General features: G+C 46.6%; 17 protein-coding genes. 4 read left to right on the top strand and 13 right to left on the bottom strand.

The features are described from left to right. Positions 1-5: 5 nt before the first annotated feature. Both AS006_RS06420 and AS006_RS06415 read left to right on the top strand, forming a co-directional pair. A complete protein-coding gene (locus tag AS006_RS06420) occupies positions 6-1,511 on the top strand; it encodes an ABC transporter substrate-binding protein (protein ID WP_199167453.1) in 1,506 nt (501 codons plus the stop codon). A gap of 43 nt (positions 1,512-1,554) precedes the next feature. After that, the gene (locus AS006_RS06415) at positions 1,555-2,562 is read left to right on the top strand and encodes an ABC transporter permease (protein ID WP_101513522.1); all 1,008 of its coding nucleotides are present in this window, start codon (positions 1,555-1,557) and stop codon (positions 2,560-2,562) included. Between the two features lie 21 nt (positions 2,563-2,583). Here AS006_RS06415 and AS006_RS06410 read toward each other — a convergent pair whose 3' ends face one another. The 12 genes from AS006_RS06410 to AS006_RS06355 form a co-directional block, all read right to left on the bottom strand. Then, positions 2,584-3,783 (bottom strand): NADP-dependent isocitrate dehydrogenase, encoded by a 1,200-nt coding sequence (locus AS006_RS06410; protein WP_101513521.1) that lies wholly within the window; start codon positions 3,781-3,783, stop codon positions 2,584-2,586. Between the two features lie 72 nt (positions 3,784-3,855). Further along, complete coding sequence (locus AS006_RS06405) at positions 3,856-4,518, bottom strand: thioredoxin fold domain-containing protein (RefSeq protein WP_101513520.1); 663 nt, start codon at positions 4,516-4,518, stop codon at positions 3,856-3,858. 15 nt (positions 4,519-4,533) lie between these two features. After that, on the bottom strand, positions 4,534-5,184 hold the full coding sequence (locus AS006_RS06400) for a cytochrome c biogenesis CcdA family protein (protein ID WP_101513519.1): 651 nt from the start codon (positions 5,182-5,184) through the stop codon (positions 4,534-4,536). 80 nt (positions 5,185-5,264) lie between these two features. Further along, positions 5,265-5,912: a CBS and ACT domain-containing protein gene (locus AS006_RS06395; RefSeq protein ID WP_101513518.1), complete on the bottom strand. Its 648-nt coding sequence runs from the start codon at positions 5,910-5,912 to the stop codon at positions 5,265-5,267. An 11-nt stretch (positions 5,913-5,923) separates the two neighbouring features. Continuing rightward, positions 5,924-6,643: an ABC transporter ATP-binding protein gene (locus tag AS006_RS06390; RefSeq protein WP_101513517.1), complete on the bottom strand. Its 720-nt coding sequence runs from the start codon at positions 6,641-6,643 to the stop codon at positions 5,924-5,926. Beyond that, positions 6,636-7,490, bottom strand: a complete 855-nt coding sequence (locus tag AS006_RS06385) for an ABC transporter ATP-binding protein (protein WP_101513516.1) — start codon at positions 7,488-7,490, stop codon at positions 6,636-6,638. Before AS006_RS06385 ends, AS006_RS06390 begins: the two co-directional genes overlap by 8 nt. Further along, positions 7,487-8,557: a branched-chain amino acid ABC transporter permease gene (locus AS006_RS06380; RefSeq protein ID WP_199167501.1), complete on the bottom strand. Its 1,071-nt coding sequence runs from the start codon at positions 8,555-8,557 to the stop codon at positions 7,487-7,489. Before AS006_RS06380 ends, AS006_RS06385 begins: the two co-directional genes overlap by 4 nt. A gap of 5 nt (positions 8,558-8,562) precedes the next feature. After that, positions 8,563-9,462, bottom strand: a complete 900-nt coding sequence (locus tag AS006_RS06375; RefSeq protein ID WP_101513744.1) for a branched-chain amino acid ABC transporter permease — start codon at positions 9,460-9,462, stop codon at positions 8,563-8,565. 77 nt (positions 9,463-9,539) lie between these two features. After that, positions 9,540-10,652, bottom strand: coding sequence for an ABC transporter substrate-binding protein (locus tag AS006_RS06370; protein WP_101513514.1), 1,113 nt, complete (start codon positions 10,650-10,652; stop codon positions 9,540-9,542). A 175-nt stretch (positions 10,653-10,827) separates the two neighbouring features. Further along, positions 10,828-12,096 carry a hypothetical protein gene (locus tag AS006_RS06365; RefSeq protein WP_101513513.1) on the bottom strand — a complete coding sequence of 423 codons (1,269 nt, stop codon included), beginning with the start codon at positions 12,094-12,096 and terminating at the stop codon, positions 10,828-10,830. Then, positions 12,086-13,324, bottom strand: a complete 1,239-nt coding sequence (locus AS006_RS06360; RefSeq protein WP_101513512.1) for a DUF58 domain-containing protein — start codon at positions 13,322-13,324, stop codon at positions 12,086-12,088. The genes AS006_RS06365 and AS006_RS06360 overlap by 11 nt, the downstream gene beginning before the upstream one ends. Continuing rightward, complete coding sequence (locus AS006_RS06355; RefSeq protein ID WP_199167451.1) at positions 13,321-14,247, bottom strand: MoxR family ATPase; 927 nt, start codon at positions 14,245-14,247, stop codon at positions 13,321-13,323. Before AS006_RS06355 ends, AS006_RS06360 begins: the two co-directional genes overlap by 4 nt. A 111-nt stretch (positions 14,248-14,358) precedes the next feature. On the opposite strand from AS006_RS06355, the gene AS006_RS06350 reads away from it, so the two are divergent. After that, positions 14,359-15,594 (top strand): PLP-dependent aminotransferase family protein, encoded by a 1,236-nt coding sequence (locus tag AS006_RS06350; RefSeq protein ID WP_199167449.1) that lies wholly within the window; start codon positions 14,359-14,361, stop codon positions 15,592-15,594. A 12-nt stretch (positions 15,595-15,606) separates the two neighbouring features. After that, complete coding sequence (locus AS006_RS06345; protein WP_101513511.1) at positions 15,607-16,491, top strand: phosphate acetyltransferase; 885 nt, start codon at positions 15,607-15,609, stop codon at positions 16,489-16,491. On the opposite strand, the gene mtnN is transcribed toward AS006_RS06345, so the two are convergent. Further along, entirely contained in the window at positions 16,488-17,141 is a 654-nt protein-coding gene (mtnN, locus tag AS006_RS06340) for a 5'-methylthioadenosine/S-adenosylhomocysteine nucleosidase (protein WP_101513510.1), read from the bottom strand. The genes AS006_RS06345 and mtnN overlap by 4 nt on opposite strands. Between the last annotated feature and the right edge of the window lie 28 nt (positions 17,142-17,169).

The following is a 17,169-nucleotide window of genomic DNA, read 5'->3' as shown; positions in this document are numbered from 1 at the left end:
TGGGCATGAGAAAGCTTGTCTGGTTGTTTCTGATTCTGGCGGTGACTCTCTCCTTTGCGGCAAAAGACATCATCGTGGTGGGTACCACGGACAAAATCAGGACTCTCGATCCTGCAAACTGCTATGATTACTTTTCCTCGAACATACTTCAGAACGTCATGGTTGGACTGGTTGATTACGAGGTAGGAACCAGCAACCTGAAACCGGTGCTCGCGGAGAGATGGGAAGTCGACGAAACAGGAAAGGTCTACACATTTTATTTGAGAAAGGATGCAAAGTTTGAAGACGGAACTCCCATCGACGCACACGTGTTCAAGTACTCCTTCGACAGGGTCATGAGACTCAACGGGGATCCTGCATTTTTACTTTCGGATGTGGTTGAGAAAACGGAAGTGGTGAACGATTACACCTTCCGTGTAACACTGAAGTACCCGTTCTCCGCTTTCGTCTCCGTTCTTGGCTACACCGTGGCCTATCCGGTAAACCCGAAGGTTTATCCAGCCGATTCCTTCTACGAAGGAATACCTTCGGCCTCCGGTCCCTACAAGATCAAAGAGTGGATCAGAGACGTGAGGATCGTTCTTGAAGCCAATCCGAACTACTTCGGTGAAAAGCCAAAGACAAAGACCATTGTGATCAACTTCTACGAGAGTGCCTCCACCCTCAGATTGGCACTCGAAACAGGAGAGATCGACGTTGCCTACAGACACCTGGATCCAAGGGACATCATCGATCTTGAGGGAAGAGAGGACATCGTCGTCTACAAGGGTAACAGTCCACAGATAAGGTATCTCGTAATAAACGTGACGCAACCACCGTTCAACAAAGTGAAAGTGAGACAAGCGCTCGCTTATGCAGTGAACAGATCCGTCATCGTTGAAGACGTGTTTGCAGGGCTTGCAAAACCGCTTTACTCAATGATTCCAGAGGGCATGTGGGGACACAAAAACGTCTTTCCTGAAAGAGACCTGGAAAAAGCAAAAGCTCTCCTCAAAGAGGCCGGTTACGATGAAAAAAATCCGCTTGTGATCGATCTCTGGTACACACCGACACATTACGGAACGACGGAAGCAGATGTCGCTCAGGTGCTGAAAGAATCCTTCGAAGAAACAGGCGTCATAAAGGTGAACTTGAAATACGCTGAGTGGTCCACCTACGTTGAGTATTTCCTGAACGGAACGATGGGTCTTTTCCTGCTTGGATGGTATCCAGATTATCTCGATCCGGACGACTACGTATGGCCTTTCTTGAGCGAAAGCGGTGCGAAATCTCTTGGAAGTTTCTACGCAAATCCTGAAGTCGAAGAACTCATGATAGAAGCAAGGAAACTCACAGACCAAAAGGAAAGAGAAGAGATCTACTACAAAGTCCAGGAGATCCTCGCTAGAGACGTTCCCTACATACCGCTCTGGCAGGGTGTTGCCACCTGTGCAGCGAAAAAGCAGGTGAAGGGAATCTTGCTTGAACCAACACAGATATTCAGGTACTACATACTCTACTGGGAAGAGTGAGCAACGCCGCCCCCCTAGGGGGCGGCTTTCTGGAGGTGCCGTGATGTCTCTGAAGAACTACGTGATAACGAGGATTGTTCTTGCTGTTCCAATGGTTTTCATTTTGCTTGCTCTGATATTTTTGATTCTCAGGATCATACCGGGTGATCCTGTGCTCGCCATCCTTGGAGGAAAGGCTCCAAAGGAAGTTATAGAACAGAAAAGACACGAACTGGGACTGGACAAACCCATCGTTGTTCAGTTTTTTGACTACATCGGAGACCTTTTAAGGGGTGACCTCGGAAAATCCACACTGACCGGAAGACCCATCTGGGATGAGATCAAAGAAAGGTTTCCTGCAACGCTGGAACTCACGCTCTTTTCCTTTGTCATAGCCGTTCTTGTGGGTATCTTCTGGGGAAGTTTTGCTGCGTACAGAAGGGACAGCGGTGTCGACATAGGTGCCAGGATGTTCTCGATGGTGATGTACGCTGTTCCGGTATTCTGGTTTGGCCTCATGATACAGTATGTCTTCGGTGTTGTTCTGAGATGGCTTCCTGTGGGAGGAAGGATCTCACCCACGATCGATCTGAAGGTGATAACGGGTATCTATTCGATAGATGCTCTTTTGACGGGTAACTGGCAGGCTCTGAAAGATGTCTTCGAACATCTCTTCCTTCCAGGACTCACTCTCGGGCTTGTGATATCCAGTATCTTCGTTCGCATGGTGAGAAACAACACCGTTCTGACGCTGGCACAGGATTTTGTAAAGGCCGCACGGGCCCGTGGCCTCAAAGAAAGGGTAGTTCTGTTCAGGTACGCCCTCAAAAACGCGTTGGTTCCCATATTCACCATGATGGGACTTCAGTTTGCGCTCCTTCTGGGAGGAGCAGTCCTCACCGAGACCACCTTCTCATGGCCCGGTCTTGGAAGCTATCTTGTGATGAAGATCAGATACAGGGATTTCCCTGCCATTCAGGGAACGGTGGTTTTCTTTGCCGTTATTGTCGTGGTGATCAGCATCCTTGTGGATGTGATAAACGCCCTGATAGATCCGAGGGTGAGATATTGAAAAAGAGCGGGAAGATCCCGCTCACAATAGTCTTTCGAGATTTCTTTTCACTTCTTCTATGAACTCCTCGAGTGTCGCGTACCTGTCGATGGGTGGATCTGTGAAGGGCTGAAGGTCCTTTGTGATCACACCAGATTCTATGGTGTTTATAACGGCTTTTTCCAGTTTGTCTGCGAACTTGCACACCTCAGGTGTGTTGTCCAGTTCTCCCCTTTTTCTTATCGCACCTGTCCAGGCAAAGATGGATGCGGTTGGATTCGTCGAGGTTTTCTCGCCTTTCAGATACCTGTAATAATGTCTTCTCACCGTACCGTGGGCGGCTTCGTATTCGTAGACACCATCTGGCGAGACGAGGACAGATGTCATAAGTCCAAGGCTTCCAAAACCCGCAGCGATCATATCGGACATGATGTCACCCTCGTAGTTCATACAGGCCCAGAGCATTCCACCTTCGCTTCTTAGAATCTGTGCGGCTGCATCGTCGATGAGCATGTACCTGTAGTTCACTCCTGCTTTTTCAAGATCTTCTTTCCTCTTTTCGACTTCCTCCTGGAATATTTCTTTGAAATACGCGTGATACACTTTTGAGATGGTATCTTTCGTTGCAAACCAGATGTCCACCTTCTCTGAGATCGCGTAGTTTATGCATGAGCGGGCAAAACTTCTGATGGATTTTTCGAGGTTGTGCATTGCCATCACAACGCCGTTTCCTTCGAATCTGTGAACCATCAGGACTTTGTTTTCCCTGTTCTTCACGACAAGTTCCACTTCTGCAGGCCCTTCCACCCTTGCTTCCACCGCGTTGTATATGTCTCCATATGCATGCCTTCCGACGATGATGGGCTTTTTCCAGCGCTTCACAAGAGGTGGAACGTTTTTCACCATGATGGGTTTTCTGAAGACAGTCCCATCGAGGTACGCTCTGATTGTGGCGTTTGGGCTTTTCCAGGCTTTTTTCAGATTGTACTCTTTCACTCTCTCCGCATCTGGAGTGATCGTTGCACATTTCACACCGACTCCGTATTTCTTGATCGCCTTTGCCGCTTCGATGGTTATCTGGTCGTCTGTCTCATCTCTCTTCTTTATCCCAAGATCGAAATAGATCAGAGGGATGTCGAGATAGGGAAGTATGAGCTTCTCTTTGATCATCTTCCACATCACACGTGCCATCTCGTCACCGTCGAGTTCGACTATCGGATTTTTGACTTTTATCTTCTCCACACTTTGTACCTCCTTTTCTGTGATGTTTTCTAGAACTAATGATAACAGATTGTGCGTAGTGTTTCTAGGATTTTAATCTTTGACCACCAAAATTCTCATCGCTCCCATATCTTTGAGTTTGCTTGCCAGACTAGGATCCTCCGTCACATATATTCTGTCTTTCCTCACCTTGCCTGGAACACTTTCAACTTTCACAGCGTTTTTGTCCTTTTCCAGAACAAATTCAGCCTCTTCTTTAGAAACTTTTACAATCATCGGATCTCCCACGAACGGATCGTTCTTTTTCATGTAAGACTCGAAATCTTCCTTCAACTCCTGAGCAACATACTTGAGGATCTTTATGAACATCTCCTTTTCCACATAGCCAGGAAGGTATCCAAGACCTTCTTTTCCCTTGAAGAAAAAGAACGTGGGAGTTCCTCTCACACCGAAGCCCTGAAAGAGTTCTCTGTAGGAAAGGGAGCTTTCTCCAATCACTTCTTTTGCAAACAGCGTTGTCTTTTCATCGGTAGCATAGATCTCTGCTAGAATGAAGTTTGGAACAAGAATTTCCTGAAAGTCTTCTTTCGGAAGCACTTCCTTTTTAAACAGGTTGCAGTAGTAACAGGTTGGACTCGAGAACATGATGATGAGTTTTCTCTGTGTGAGGTTTGCAAGTTTATATGCGTCGTCCAGACTGAGTGCAAAAGACAAAGCACCCAGAACAATCAGCACGAAAAGAACTATCCTTTTCACAATACCATCCTCCTATCAGTATGTAATGAACTTTCCTGTCAAGATGAGCACTCCAATTGAGATAAGAGAGACAGAACCCACTATTTTCAAGATCTTCATCCAAACGGGCTTTTTAAAACTGATCCTGCTCAACAACCTGTTGACAAATCCTCCTGCTAGGATGAACGGAATCGATATTCCAAGGGAGTACAGAAAAAGAAGCATTCCACCCTTCACGGGTTCCCTACCGCTTGCCACGATGGCAAGGATACTTCCCAGTATGGGACTTGAACAAGGAATCCACACAAGGCCGACACTTCCTCCAAGAAGAAAACCGTTCAGAAAACCTCCTCCTTTGAATTTCCATACGTTCGGATTTTTCTTCATTTTCACAATTTCAACGTCGAAAAGGTAAATCAGACCAAAAGCTACAAGAGCAAGTCCAGAAACCCATGTGAGAACGTAGGACGGAACGAAGTTTCCAAAGAGTCCAAAGAGCACTCCCATGAGAGAAAAAAACGATGAGATTCCAAAGAAGAATCCAAGAAGTTTGAAAAAGTCTCCCCTAGATGAGAACAACACACCAAAGAAAGCAGGTATCAGAGGAAAAGCACAGGGACTGAAAAACGCAAGAATCCCGTATCCCAAGGCCATCCAGTAACTCACTTCAACAACGGAGAAAGCCATGTTCTCTCTCCTTTTTCTACCAAAAAAGTCTAAAAATAATTATAACACAGAACTTCCCCCTCGGGATGAGGGGGATCAGATCAATTCGAGTGGTAGTACAGGAGTTTTACATTGATCTCCTCGAGTGACTTTATGAACTTTTCGTGGTCGATGTTTTCAACCCTGAGTGTGGCAAGGTACGAGTCTTTTCCTTCCTCAAAAAGCGTCGCAATGGAGATGATATTTCCACCCGCTTCGTATATCCTCTTTGCCACCTCGAGAAGTTCTCCTGGTCTGTCCGGCATCTCCATTGTGTACCTTATGGTTCCCTCTCTCTTGGTCCCGAATATCTCCACGAAGACCTTGAATATATCGGTCTGTGTGATGATTCCAACGAGTTTTCCCGCATCGTCGACCACGGGGAGTCCGCTTATGTCGCGTTCTTCCATTATCCGTGCTGCGTCTTCTATCGGTGTGTTTTCGTTCACCGTTATGACATCTTTCGTCATGATCTCTGAGATTTTTAGTTTTGACAGAAGATAGTGAAGTTCCCACACGTTCAAAGTGGTTGCCTTCGATGGAGAGGCATACAAAAGATCTTTTTCTGTGACGATACCGACGATCTTTTCTCCTTTCATCACAATGAGACGTTTGATCTTTTTCTCTTTCATGAGTTTCAGAGCTTCAGTGAACGACGTTTCTGGTGTGATGGTGATCGGATTTCTCGTCATGAAGTCCTTTACCAGCATGTTTTCCCCCCTCATGCAACACCAAGATAGGCTTTTTTGACCATCTCGTTGTCCAGAAGATCACTGGCTTTACCTTCAAGTACGATTCTGCCCGTCTCCAGAACGTATCCATAGTGGGCTATTTTTAGGGCACCAAGGGCGTTTTGTTCCACAAGAAGGATCGTGGTCCCCTCCTGGTTGATCTTCTGAATGACCTCAAAAACTTCTGAGACCAGTATAGGAGCAAGTCCCAGTGACGGTTCGTCCATCATCAAAAGCCTAGGCCTACTCATCAATGCTCTTCCGATCGCAAGCATTTGTTGCTCTCCACCAGAGAGGGTCCCTCCCAGCTGTTTCAATCTTTCCTTCAATCTTGGAAAGAGAGAGAATATCCATTCCAGATCTTGTTTTATACCATCCTTGTCCTTCCTGTTGTACGCTCCCATCATGAGGTTCTCGTACACTGTAAGTTCTGGAAAGATCCTTCTTCCCTCTGGAACGAGTGCTATTCCCATTTTGTTTATCACATGGGCAGGTTTGTTCGTGATGTCCTGGCCGTTGAAGATGATCTTTCCCTTCTGAGCCTTCACAAGCCCTGCGATGGCAGAGAGGGTGGTTGTTTTCCCCGCACCGTTTGCACCAATAAGCGTTACTATCTGTCCTCTTGGAACCTGCAGGTCTATTCCCTTGAGGGCGTGTATCGCACCGTAGTAAACATGCAAAGACTTCACTTCAAGGACAAGATCAGACACCTTCCCACTCCCTTCCAAGGTAGGCCTCTATCACCTTGGGATCGTTCTGTACTTCCTTTGGTGTTCCCTCTGCTATGATTCTGCCATAATCCATCACGATTATTCTCTCGCAGATTCCCATGACCACTTTCATGTCATGTTCTATCAGAAAAACGGTCAGGTTGAAATCTTTCCTTATCTGTTTTATGAACTTCATGAGATCTTCTGTTTCCTTCGGGTTCATACCTGCAGCAGGTTCATCGAGGAGGATCAGTTTCGGGTTCGTCGCAAGGGCGCGGGCTATCTCCAGTTTCCTCTGATCACCGTATGGAAGCGAAGAGGCTTTTTCGTACATCACCTTTTCCAGCCCCACTCTTCTTATCAGATCCTTTGCCTTCTCCACCATTTCCCTTTCTTTTCTCAGGTATCCGATCTTGGTGACCGCCCTCCAGAACCAGAAACGTCCCTCTCCCTTCTTCTTTTTCCCATGTTTCACCAGGATCCTGTCTGCGTCCGGGTTGGAAAGTATATGGTGCTGTGCCACGAGGACGTTCTCCAGGACGGTCATGTCGGAGAAGAGTCTGATGTTCTGGAAGGTCCTTGCGATACCGAGGTGTGTGATCTGATAAGGTTTTAAACCGGTAATATCTATACCATCGAAAATGATTCTGCCTCTTGTGGGAGTGTAGATACCCGTTATCACGTTGAACACCGTTGTTTTCCCGGCACCGTTTGGCCCTATGAGCCCGACGAGCTCTCCTTCTCTGATCTCGTTTGTGAAATCGTCGACCGCAACGAGCCCACCGAACTGCATCGTCACATGATCCAGTATGAGAAGGGGTTTTCTCGAAAGATCCGTGACCGTCATTTCTTTTCACCACCTTTGCGACGAGCAAAGAGCCACCGGTAGAGGTTGTTCCAGGTGAGTTCTTCCCTTCCCATGATACCCCTCTGCCAGAAGATCATCACGAGGATGAATATGGCAGATATCACAAGGATTCTCATTCCCTTTATACCGGGAACGTGTATCCCAAAGAACGTGAAAGGCTCTTCCAGATCTCTGAGCCATTCGAAAAGAATCGCAAAGAGTGCCGCTCCTATGAGTGACCCCGAGATGCTGCCAAGGCCTCCGAGCACGATCATGATGAGGACATAGAAGGTGAGCATGGGCCCGAGTGTGGTGATCCTGGGATCTATCGTTGTGAGCCAGTGAGCGTAGAGAGAACCGGAAACCCCTGCAAAGAACGCCCCTATGACAAAAGAGAGGAGCTGATGCTTGAAAACATTTATTCCCATAGCTTCTGCCGCTATGCGATCTTCTCTGACGGCTTTCAAAGCCCTGCCGTAGCTGCTGTTCACAAGGCTTGCCGTGAACAAAACGGTGACGAAGAGCCATCCGTAACACCACCAGATGTTCGAGTATTCTGGTATTCCTTTCAGTCCTAATGGCCCGTTTGTTATGCTGATAGCGTTCAGTGCGACGATTCTGATCACTTCGGCGAAACCAAGCGACGCTATGGCAAGATAATCACCGGAGAGTCTCAAAACGGGCCATCCTATGAGAAAGGCAAAGACTGCCGCCAGTGCTCCTCCTGCAAGAGTAGCGGTGAGAAAATCCGTGTGAACGTTTGCAAGCCATGGAACGATGGGCTCTATTATGAAAGACATCGCTTTCTGTTCGGGTGAAAGTGTAAGGAGCGAGGCGGTGTAAGCACCGATCAGGATGAAACCGGCGTGCCCGAGCGAGAAAATACCCGTGATACCGTTTATCAGGTTCAAACTCACCGCCATGATCCCGTATATGGCGATGAGTCTCACAACTCTGAGTTTGTAACTGTCCATGTACTTGCTTGCAAGATAGAGAAGAAAGACCATGAAGAGAACAAAGATGACCGTGAGGATGAAGTTTGTGCGCGCCGACAGTTTCTTCTCCATCTCTATCACACCTTTTCCACGATTTTTTTGCCAAGAAGACCAGACGGTTTAACAAGCAAAATGATGATCAATATGATGAAGGCAAACGCATCCCTGTATCCCATAACGGATGGGAAGTAGGCTGCAAGGAATATCTCTATAAGACCAAGAAGGACTCCACCAAGAACGGCTCCTGGGATCGAACCTATTCCTCCAAAAACCGCGGCGATGAACGCTTTGAGCCCTGGCATGAAACCCATGTAAGGGTGCACATTTGGAAACCTCATCGCCCACATGATTCCGCTTGCAGCAGCCAGGGCAGAACCGAGAGCAAAGGTGAAACCGATGACGGCGTCCACGTTGACTCCCATCAAGGATGTCGTTGGTATGTCCATGGAAATTGCCCTCATCGCCATTCCGATCTTTGTTCTGTAGACTATGAAAAAGAGCACCACCAGGATGACAGCGGTGATGAATATGACAAGGAACGTGAGAAGGGGTATTCTGGCACCGGCAACGATCAGCACCTTGTTCAATATTGTTCTGTCTTTGAAGACGTTCAGAAACGACTTGGGAATAGCACCAAATATCACAACGGCAAGACTTTCAAGAAAGAAGGAAACTCCAATTGCCGTGATCAGTGCGGAAATCCTTGGAGCGTTCCTCAGAGGTTTGTATGCCACCCTGTCTATGAGAAATCCAAGGAGTGCCGCACCAAGTATCGCGACAACGGCAGAAAGAAGGGGACTCAACGAAAGAAGGGTGGCAGCGTAGAATGCAAAGTACACTCCCATCATCATCACGTCACCGTGGGCAAAGTTGATGAGTCTCAGAATACCGTAGACCATCGTGTAGCCGATCGCTATGAGTGCGTACAGTCCGCCGAGCATGATCCCGTTGAAGAGGTTCTGCAGAAAAAATACCACCCTTTCACCTTCCTTTCTCAACTAAATAAAGCGAAGCCCCATATCGGGGCCCCGCCTGGTTGTTTTTTTGAAAAGAACTATTGGATATCGGATGGATTTATGACAGCTTCGAAGTCAAAGGTTCCGTTCTTCACCACGTTCACGACCACGGATTTGATAGCGTTTCCGTTCTCATCGATGTTGATGATGCCTGTTGCTCCTTCGAAGTTTCTTGTCTTTCTGATCTCTTCGGCGATCTTTTCTGTGTCGAAGCTTCCTGCCCTTTCAATCGCATCGAGAAGGACCATGTACGCATCGTATCCGAGTGCGTTGAGAGCGGCCGGGTCTTTTCCATACTTTTTCCTATAGGTTTCAACGAACTTCTGGGCGACGGGATTACTCGCTGCCTTCGGATGGTAATGGGTGGTGAAGAGGAGTCCTTCGACTGCTTCTCCACCGATCTCGATGAGCTCTGGCGCGTCTGCACCATCACCGGCGAGGATGTAACCGGTGAAACCAAGTTGTCTTGCCTGTCTTGCGATCAGAGCGATCTCTGGATAGTATCCTGTTATATAGATCGCATCAGGATTGAACGCCATCGCAACGGAAAGTTGTGCGGAGAAATCCTGGTCTCCACTCTTGAAGTACACCCTTTTCACCTGTCCGCCAAGTTCGGTGAACTTGTTTATGAAGAAGTTCGTAAGACCCACGCTGTAGTCCTGTTCGACGTCTGTGAATACGACCACCCTTTTAACACCAAGGTTTTTGTAGGCAAAGACCGCCATCGCTGCCCCCTGGAATGGATCGATGAAACACACCCTGGAGACAAATTGCCTTCCTTGTGTCACAAGTGGGTTCGTGGAAGCGGGTGTTACCATAGGAACCTTGTTTTCTTCTGCAAGGGGTGCAATGGCGAGAGAGTGCGCACTTGCAACTTCACCGATTATGGCAAGGACCTTTTCTTTATCGATCGCTCTTGCTGCTGCGTTGGCTGCCTCTGTTTTTTCACTTCTTGTGTCGAGGAGAACGAGTTCCACGTTTTCTCCAAAAACAGAGGGTTTTTCTTCGTGGGCGATCTGGATTCCCTCCCATACCATCCTTCCAAACGCGGAAATACCACCAGTCATTGGAAGAATCACACCGATCTTGACCGCAGAAAAGAGACTCACAACCATCAGAGTAAGAAGAACAGTCAAAACAGCTTTCCTCATAGCTTTTCCCTCCCCTTTCGAGAATGATTTTTATGAGTATTTTACAGGCTTTCTAAAAAGTCGTCAAGGAATCTTTTTGAATCTTAATTCAAACTTTTCTGTGGGTTAATTTTTTCGAATTCAATTTTCTTGAACAGTTTTTGATGGACTCTAAACACTTTCCTGTTTTGAAGATTTATGCCTCTTTTTGCATATTTCTCTTGTTTTTGTTCTTATAATTCAATTCTTTTTCTGACTCCAGGAAGAGCTTTTTCACTTCAGAAAAAGGTGTTTCCTGTTTTATACGTGAGTATCTTATTCTCGTAAATCTTTCTGTGAGCTCTCTGAAGTGGCGATATCTTTCTCCTTCTATCAGTTCGTACGGAGTGAGTTGGTCTTTCCCGGGGAAAAACCTCTTTCTTAGAAACAGATAAGCCTCTTCCACGCTGTGAATTTCTCTCCTTTCAATTTGCTTTTCATCCCCTGTGAATTTTTCCTTTGCTTTCTCCACCATCTCTTCTTCTGTTTCTAGCTTGCTGGTCGTTGATCTTACTGCTTTCAGGAAGATTTTCAGTGTGCTATAGAGGACAAAGATTGCCACAACAAAAGTGACGATGGTCAGAGCCCATCTCACACTGTTCCATGAGGGCTTTCTTTCGATCTCTATAATGGTTACAGAGGCGGGTGAAGAGGAGGAGAACATCCGGCCGATCGGGGTGAGTTCTGGTACACCGATTTCCAAGTTCATGTTCTGAACCACAAGATTCACGAATAATAAGAAAGCGTACAAGACCACCACAAGAATGACAAGAAAGATGAGTACATAGTGGGGAACCTTCATGTTTATGCGGAATTTTTTCAGAAAGGTCAGAAAGAGAAAGATCGTACTCACCACGACGATCCAAAAGATAATACCCCACAGTATTCCCATGAGTGGGTTTTCTTCTTGAAAGAACCTTTCCATCATTACAATCACGTTCTTCATCGATTCTTGTGAGGATTCCGCGATTTCCGTTTTCTGTCTGCCTCCAAACGAGAACGAAGGAAGATTGAAAGGCGGAACAAACATTAAAAAGGGAGAGATCAGAGAGTACAGATACCTTTTTTCATAGATAAAGTAAAGGGAGAGCGCTCCAGAAACGAGTATTGGTGAGAACGTATTCTTTCCAAAAAGTACCACCATTGCAAAAAAAACAAGAAGAGATGGAACTTTCGATCTTTCATCTTCAAAGTCAGAAAAGATCAAAAAGACACTGGTGACAAGAGAAGAGATCATAAGATCTCTGTCTTTCAGAGTGATCCAGAGAAGAAACCCCAGAACCGGCAGGATTATCAGATAAGCCATGGAAAATCTTTTGAGCGTGATTACTAGGATCACAGCCGAAATTATCCCCAATATGGGAAGATCAAGATATTTCATGCCAGACAGAAAAAGCGTACTTGCGAACAACACATCAGGGAACACTGTCCAGAGCCTCCTGAAAGGTCATGTTTTCCCTTATCCCTCTCACTATCACGTGGTTTTCTTCCAGCAGCTTTGCTTTCTCCAGAAGATCCTGTAGATCCCTTCGCATGAGAAGGTAACTTCTGAAAGGTTTCGTGTTCGGATCTCGCAAACCATACGGTATGACAAAAACGATCAGTTTTGAAACTTTTGATCTCATCTTGAGAAGAAGTGGAAGTTCCTGCATGGTCAGATGCACACAAAAGATCAACACCGTGTCCGATGGATCGAACCTGTGGACTTCCAAGATATCTCTTGTATCGAAGGAAGGAAAGTCCGTTCCTTTCACGGTGGCAAGCAGTTCAAAGTCTGAAACCCAGTCTTTCTCGTTGTTTTTCCACACCTTCTCACCGATCACCACCAGTTCCACGGGCGTGTGGCGTTCTTTCAACTCTTTCACAACGCTCGCAACGAGTTTCACCACTTCCTCCTCGTAGTGCTTTCTGAGTTCTTTCCAAACCTCTCCAAGTTCTGCTTTTTTGGGAAGGTTCAGATCCAGAAAGATCCTCACCTTTCCAAGGGCGGTATGATCGTGCTCTTTCACCAAGAGTTTTCCATACCTTGCGGAGGCTTTCCAGTGTATCCTGTTCATCGGCTCACCGTTGTAATCCCTGAGACCCTTCAACATCGTGTTGTCTTCCAGAAGTTTCAGCGGGCTCTTTCTTCCCGGAAGCAGTTCTTTCAGAGATTCTTTGTAAAAAGTGATAGGCAGGTATTCTGGAAAGACTATCACTTCGTCTTCCACCTCGAAGACCTTTTGAACGGAGAACGTTGCGAACGTGTCTTCGAAGGTAATGGAAAAGTCTTTCAGGATCTTCCTTCCACGTGTTCCATAGGAGAAGATGAACTCCAGTTTTCTCGATGAAAGCGGATCCAGGATTATCCTTTCAGAATCCTTTTTGAAGAATCTGACAGGAGAGAGGCTGGGCTGGAGTTTCAAGAAAAGCTTCATGTTTCCCGTGTGAGAGATCCTGAACACCATCTTGGCTTTTTCATCCACAAAAAGTCTTGTCTTTGTGATGTACCTTTCCACCTTCAACTTCGGAATGTTTCTGAGCACAAGAAAAAGGTCGATCCACCTTGTGACGGCAAAGAAAACAAGAAACAACAGAAGGTTGTTCTGCGTGAGTATCCAGGCCATCACAGAAAGGATCGTGAGAATCACAAGGCCTTTCTTTCTTACCTTCATTCAACCACCTTCACATGATCGAGTATTTCTTTCACTATGTCCTCCTTCCTTTCTCTCTTGAGTCTGGACTCGGCAGACTGGATCACCCTGTGCGGGATCACGTAGAGGGCTGCTTTTTTCACATCGTCTGGAAGGACAAAATCTCTTCCTTCCATGAACGCAAGGGCCATGGAAAAATGCATGAGGGCGATACTTCCTCTCGGACTCATACCCAGAAGAAGACTCGGGTGGTTTCTCGTTGCGTTCGCTATATCAACGATGTAGCGTTTCACGTCATCGCTGACAAAGACGTTCCTCACCGCTTTCTGAAGACCTGTGAGTTCTTCGGGGTTCAGAACTGGTTCCAGATGTTCCACAGGATGGCCCTTTTCCTGAGAGGTGAGCATTTCCATCTCTGCCTTCTCATCTGGATATCCCATCTTCACACAGGTCATGAACCTGTCCAGTTGAGCCTCGGGAAGCGGAAAGGTTCCCTCGTACTCGATGGGATTCTGTGTGGCGATGACGAAGAACCTGTCGGAGAGTCTGTGGGTGATTCCGTCCACGGTTACCTGTCCCTCCGCCATCGCCTCAAGAAGAGCAGACTGGGTTCTCGGAGTCGCCCTGTTTATCTCGTCTGCCAGAAGAACATCGGTGAATATGGGTCCCCTTTTGAAAACGAAGTCCTCTTTTTTCCTGTCGTAGATGTACAGCCCAGTGAGATCCGTTGGTAACAGGTCTGGTGTGAACTGAACCCGCTTGAAATCAACCCCCAGCGATATTGCAAGGGATCTTGCGAGCATGGTCTTTCCAACACCCGGCACGTCTTCCATGAGAACATGTCCCTTTGCAAGAAGTGTCGCGACAACCGCTTTTATCGCTTCCCTCTTTCCCTTTATGACTCTTTCGATGTTCAGGATTATCTTTTCGATCTTTTCTCTCACAGGACCACCGCCCAATCGGTTGTTTTATAAAGTATATCAAACAACACATCGAAAAAACACGTGATTTGATGTATAATTCACCAGAAAGGGTAGACAGCAGGGGGTGGCCATGTGAATCTGGAAAACAAGGTTTCAAAGATCGGAAAAAACATGAAATCATCGATCATCAGGGAGATTCTGAAGTTCGCTGCCGATAAAGATGCCATTTCTTTCGGTGGAGGAGTACCAGATCCAGAGACCTTTCCAAGAAAAGAACTTGCCGAAATTGCAAAAGAGATCATAGAAAAAGAATATCACTACACACTCCAGTACTCGACAACAGAAGGAGATCCTCTCTTGAAGAAACAGATTCTGAAACTTTTAGATCGAATGTACGGTATCACCGGACTCGACGAAGACAACCTTGTGTTCACTGTGGGATCTCAACAGGCACTGGACCTCATAGGAAAGATCTTCCTCGACGATGAGAGTTACTGTGTTTTGGATGATCCTGCCTACCTTGGTGCCATAAATGCCTTCAAGCAGTATCTTGCAAATTTCATCGTGGTTCCACTCGAAGACGATGGAATGAATCTGAACATCCTTGAGAAAAAACTCTCAGACATGGATAAAAAGGGAAAAATAAAACAGGTGAAGTTCATCTACGTTGTATCCAACTTCCACAACCCAGCAGGTGTCACCACCTCGCTGGAAAAGAGAAAAGCACTCGTTGAAATTGCAGAAAAATACGATCTCTTCATTGTGGAAGACGATCCCTATGGAGCCTTGAGGTACGAAGGTGAAACGATAGATCCTGTGTTCAAGATCGGTGGGCCTGAAAGGGTCGTGTTACTCAACACCTTCAGCAAGGTTCTCGCACCGGGTCTCAGGATAGGAATGGTAGCGGGAAGCAAGGAGTTCATCAGAAAGGTCGTTCAGGCAAAACAATCTGCGGATCTGTGCAGTCCCGCGATCACCCATCGTCTTGCAGCACACTATCTGGAAAGGTACGACCTTTTCGAACAGTTAAAACCCACCATCGAACTCTACAGAAGAAAAAGAAAGGTGATGCTCGATGCGCTGGAGGAGTACTTTTCCGACATACCTGGTACAAAGTGGGTGAAGGCTGAAGGGGGACTCTTCATCTGGCTCACACTTCCAGAAGGTTTCGACACGTGGGAGATGTTCGAGTACGCAAAGAGAAAGAAGGTCTTCTACGTTCCTGGAAAGGTGTTTAAAGTGTACGATGAACCCAGTTCCTCCATGAGACTCTCTTTTTGCCTGCCGCCGGACGAGAAAATAGTGGAGGGTATCAAAAGACTCAGGGAAGTTGTTCTCGAATACGGAAGAGAAAAACATCTTCTGTGAGGAGATGAGAGCGTGTATCTGGAGAAACTGGAAGAGAGAGCGAAAGGAAGAGGTAAGAAACTCGCCGTTGCGGTTGCAAACGACGAGCATGTGATCGAGGCCGTTTTCAGAGCATGGAAGGAAGATATCTGTGAACCTGTTCTATTTGGTCCAAAAGAAGAGATCTTGAAAATAGTGAAGGAATGTACACCAGAATGGGAGAAACCACAGATCGTTGACTGTCTAGCAGAAGAAGCGGGAAGGCTCGCTGTGGAAACAGTCTCGAAAGGTGAATGCGACTTTTTGATGAAGGGAAAGATAAAAACAGGAGATCTCATGAAGATCTATCTGGATGAAAGATATGGCCTTCGAACGGGAAAAACACTTTCCATGGTGAGCGTGATGGAGATACCAGATTTTCCCAGACCTCTCATCATCTCTGATCCTGGGATGGTGATAAGTCCGACTCTGGAACAGAAGGTAGACATGATAGAACACTGTGTTCGTGTGGCAGATGTTCTGGGAATAAAGATGCCGAAGGTAGCGGTGGTGGGGGCTATAGAGATCGTGAATCCGAAGATGCCCGTTACAATCGAGGCAGCCGTTCTTTCCAAGATGAACCAGAGAGGGCAAATAAAAAACTGCATCGTCGATGGTCCCTTTGCCCTGGACAACGTGGTATCTGAAGAGGCAGCAAGAAGGAAGGGAATAGAGAGCCCGGTGGCAGGAAAAGCAGACATTTTGATACTTCCAGATATAGAAGCGGCAAACATCCTCTACAAAGCGCTTGTTTTCTTGGCGAAGGCAAGAGCGGCATCCACAATCCTTGGAGGAAGGGTTCCGGTTGTTCTCACCTCGAGAGCTGATTCAGAAGAGACAAAGTATTACTCGATCGTCCTTTCTTCTTTGTTTGCTTAAAGGACGCATCGTTTTAAAACATCTAGAAGAACGAGATTCGACAGAAAACCATATTTTTCGTAATTTTTCTTAAAGGCCTCTTCGGTATCTTTTCCACAGAGGTCGACAACGGTTTTTATAGCAAGGAACTTTTTCTCGTTTTCATAACAAACCTTTGCCACAGCAGCAGAATCCATGTCGACACAGAGAGCCTTTGTTTTTTCTTTTATCTTCTCTGCTTTCTCCTTCGTTGTCACAAAAGAGTCCCCACTTGCTATCAACCCTGTTTTGATTTCTCTGCTTGAATATGCTATCACTTTGTCCTCCAGATCTTCGCTTCCTGGTATCACAATTCCTTCGTCACCCAGGGCGGTTTCGAAGTCGTACTCCGTGTAAAAGTCTCCAACTACCACATCACCCACTTCGACCCCATCCAGACCACCAGCGTTTCCTGTGAGAAAAACAGCGTCGATACTGAACCTGTCCAAGAAGGCCTGCGCGACAAGGGCGGCTTCCACCTTTCCAATGAATCCGTAACTCACAACAACCTCGTTTCTTCCGATAATTCCACGTTGGTAGTATCTCTTCAGAAAGCGTCCCTTCTCCAGGACTTCCATCTCTTCCAGCATGGGCTCTACCTCTATCTTGAACACTCCTAGTACCAATATCACGCTTTCACCTCCAAGTGAAAAGGGGCGT

It is taken from the genome of Thermotoga sp. SG1 (assembly GCF_002865985.1).
Taxonomy (GTDB): domain Bacteria; phylum Thermotogota; class Thermotogae; order Thermotogales; family Thermotogaceae; genus Thermotoga.
The sequence above is the reverse complement of the archived record's forward strand: the minus strand, read 5'-3'. Positions and strand labels throughout refer to the sequence as shown.

Bases quoted from the DNA above. Each gene is read 5' to 3' on its own strand.
- AS006_RS06420 (WP_199167453.1), top strand. From the start codon at position 6: ATGAGAAAGCTTGTCTGGTTGTTTCTGATTCTGGCGGTGACTCTCTCC.
- AS006_RS06370 (WP_101513514.1), bottom strand. From the start codon at position 10,652: ATGAGGAAAGCTGTTTTGACTGTTCTTCTTACTCTGATGGTTGTGAGT.
- AS006_RS06385 (WP_101513516.1), bottom strand. From the start codon at position 7,490: ATGACGGTCACGGATCTTTCGAGAAAACCCCTTCTCATACTGGATCAT.
- AS006_RS06360 (WP_101513512.1), bottom strand. From the start codon at position 13,324: ATGAAGGTAAGAAAGAAAGGCCTTGTGATTCTCACGATCCTTTCTGTG.
- AS006_RS06380 (WP_199167501.1), bottom strand. From the start codon at position 8,557: ATGGAGAAGAAACTGTCGGCGCGCACAAACTTCATCCTCACGGTCATC.
- AS006_RS06415 (WP_101513522.1), top strand. From the start codon at position 1,555: ATGTCTCTGAAGAACTACGTGATAACGAGGATTGTTCTTGCTGTTCCA.
- AS006_RS06395 (WP_101513518.1), bottom strand. From the start codon at position 5,912: ATGCTGGTAAAGGACTTCATGACGAGAAATCCGATCACCATCACACCA.
- AS006_RS06400 (WP_101513519.1), bottom strand. From the start codon at position 5,184: ATGGCTTTCTCCGTTGTTGAAGTGAGTTACTGGATGGCCTTGGGATAC.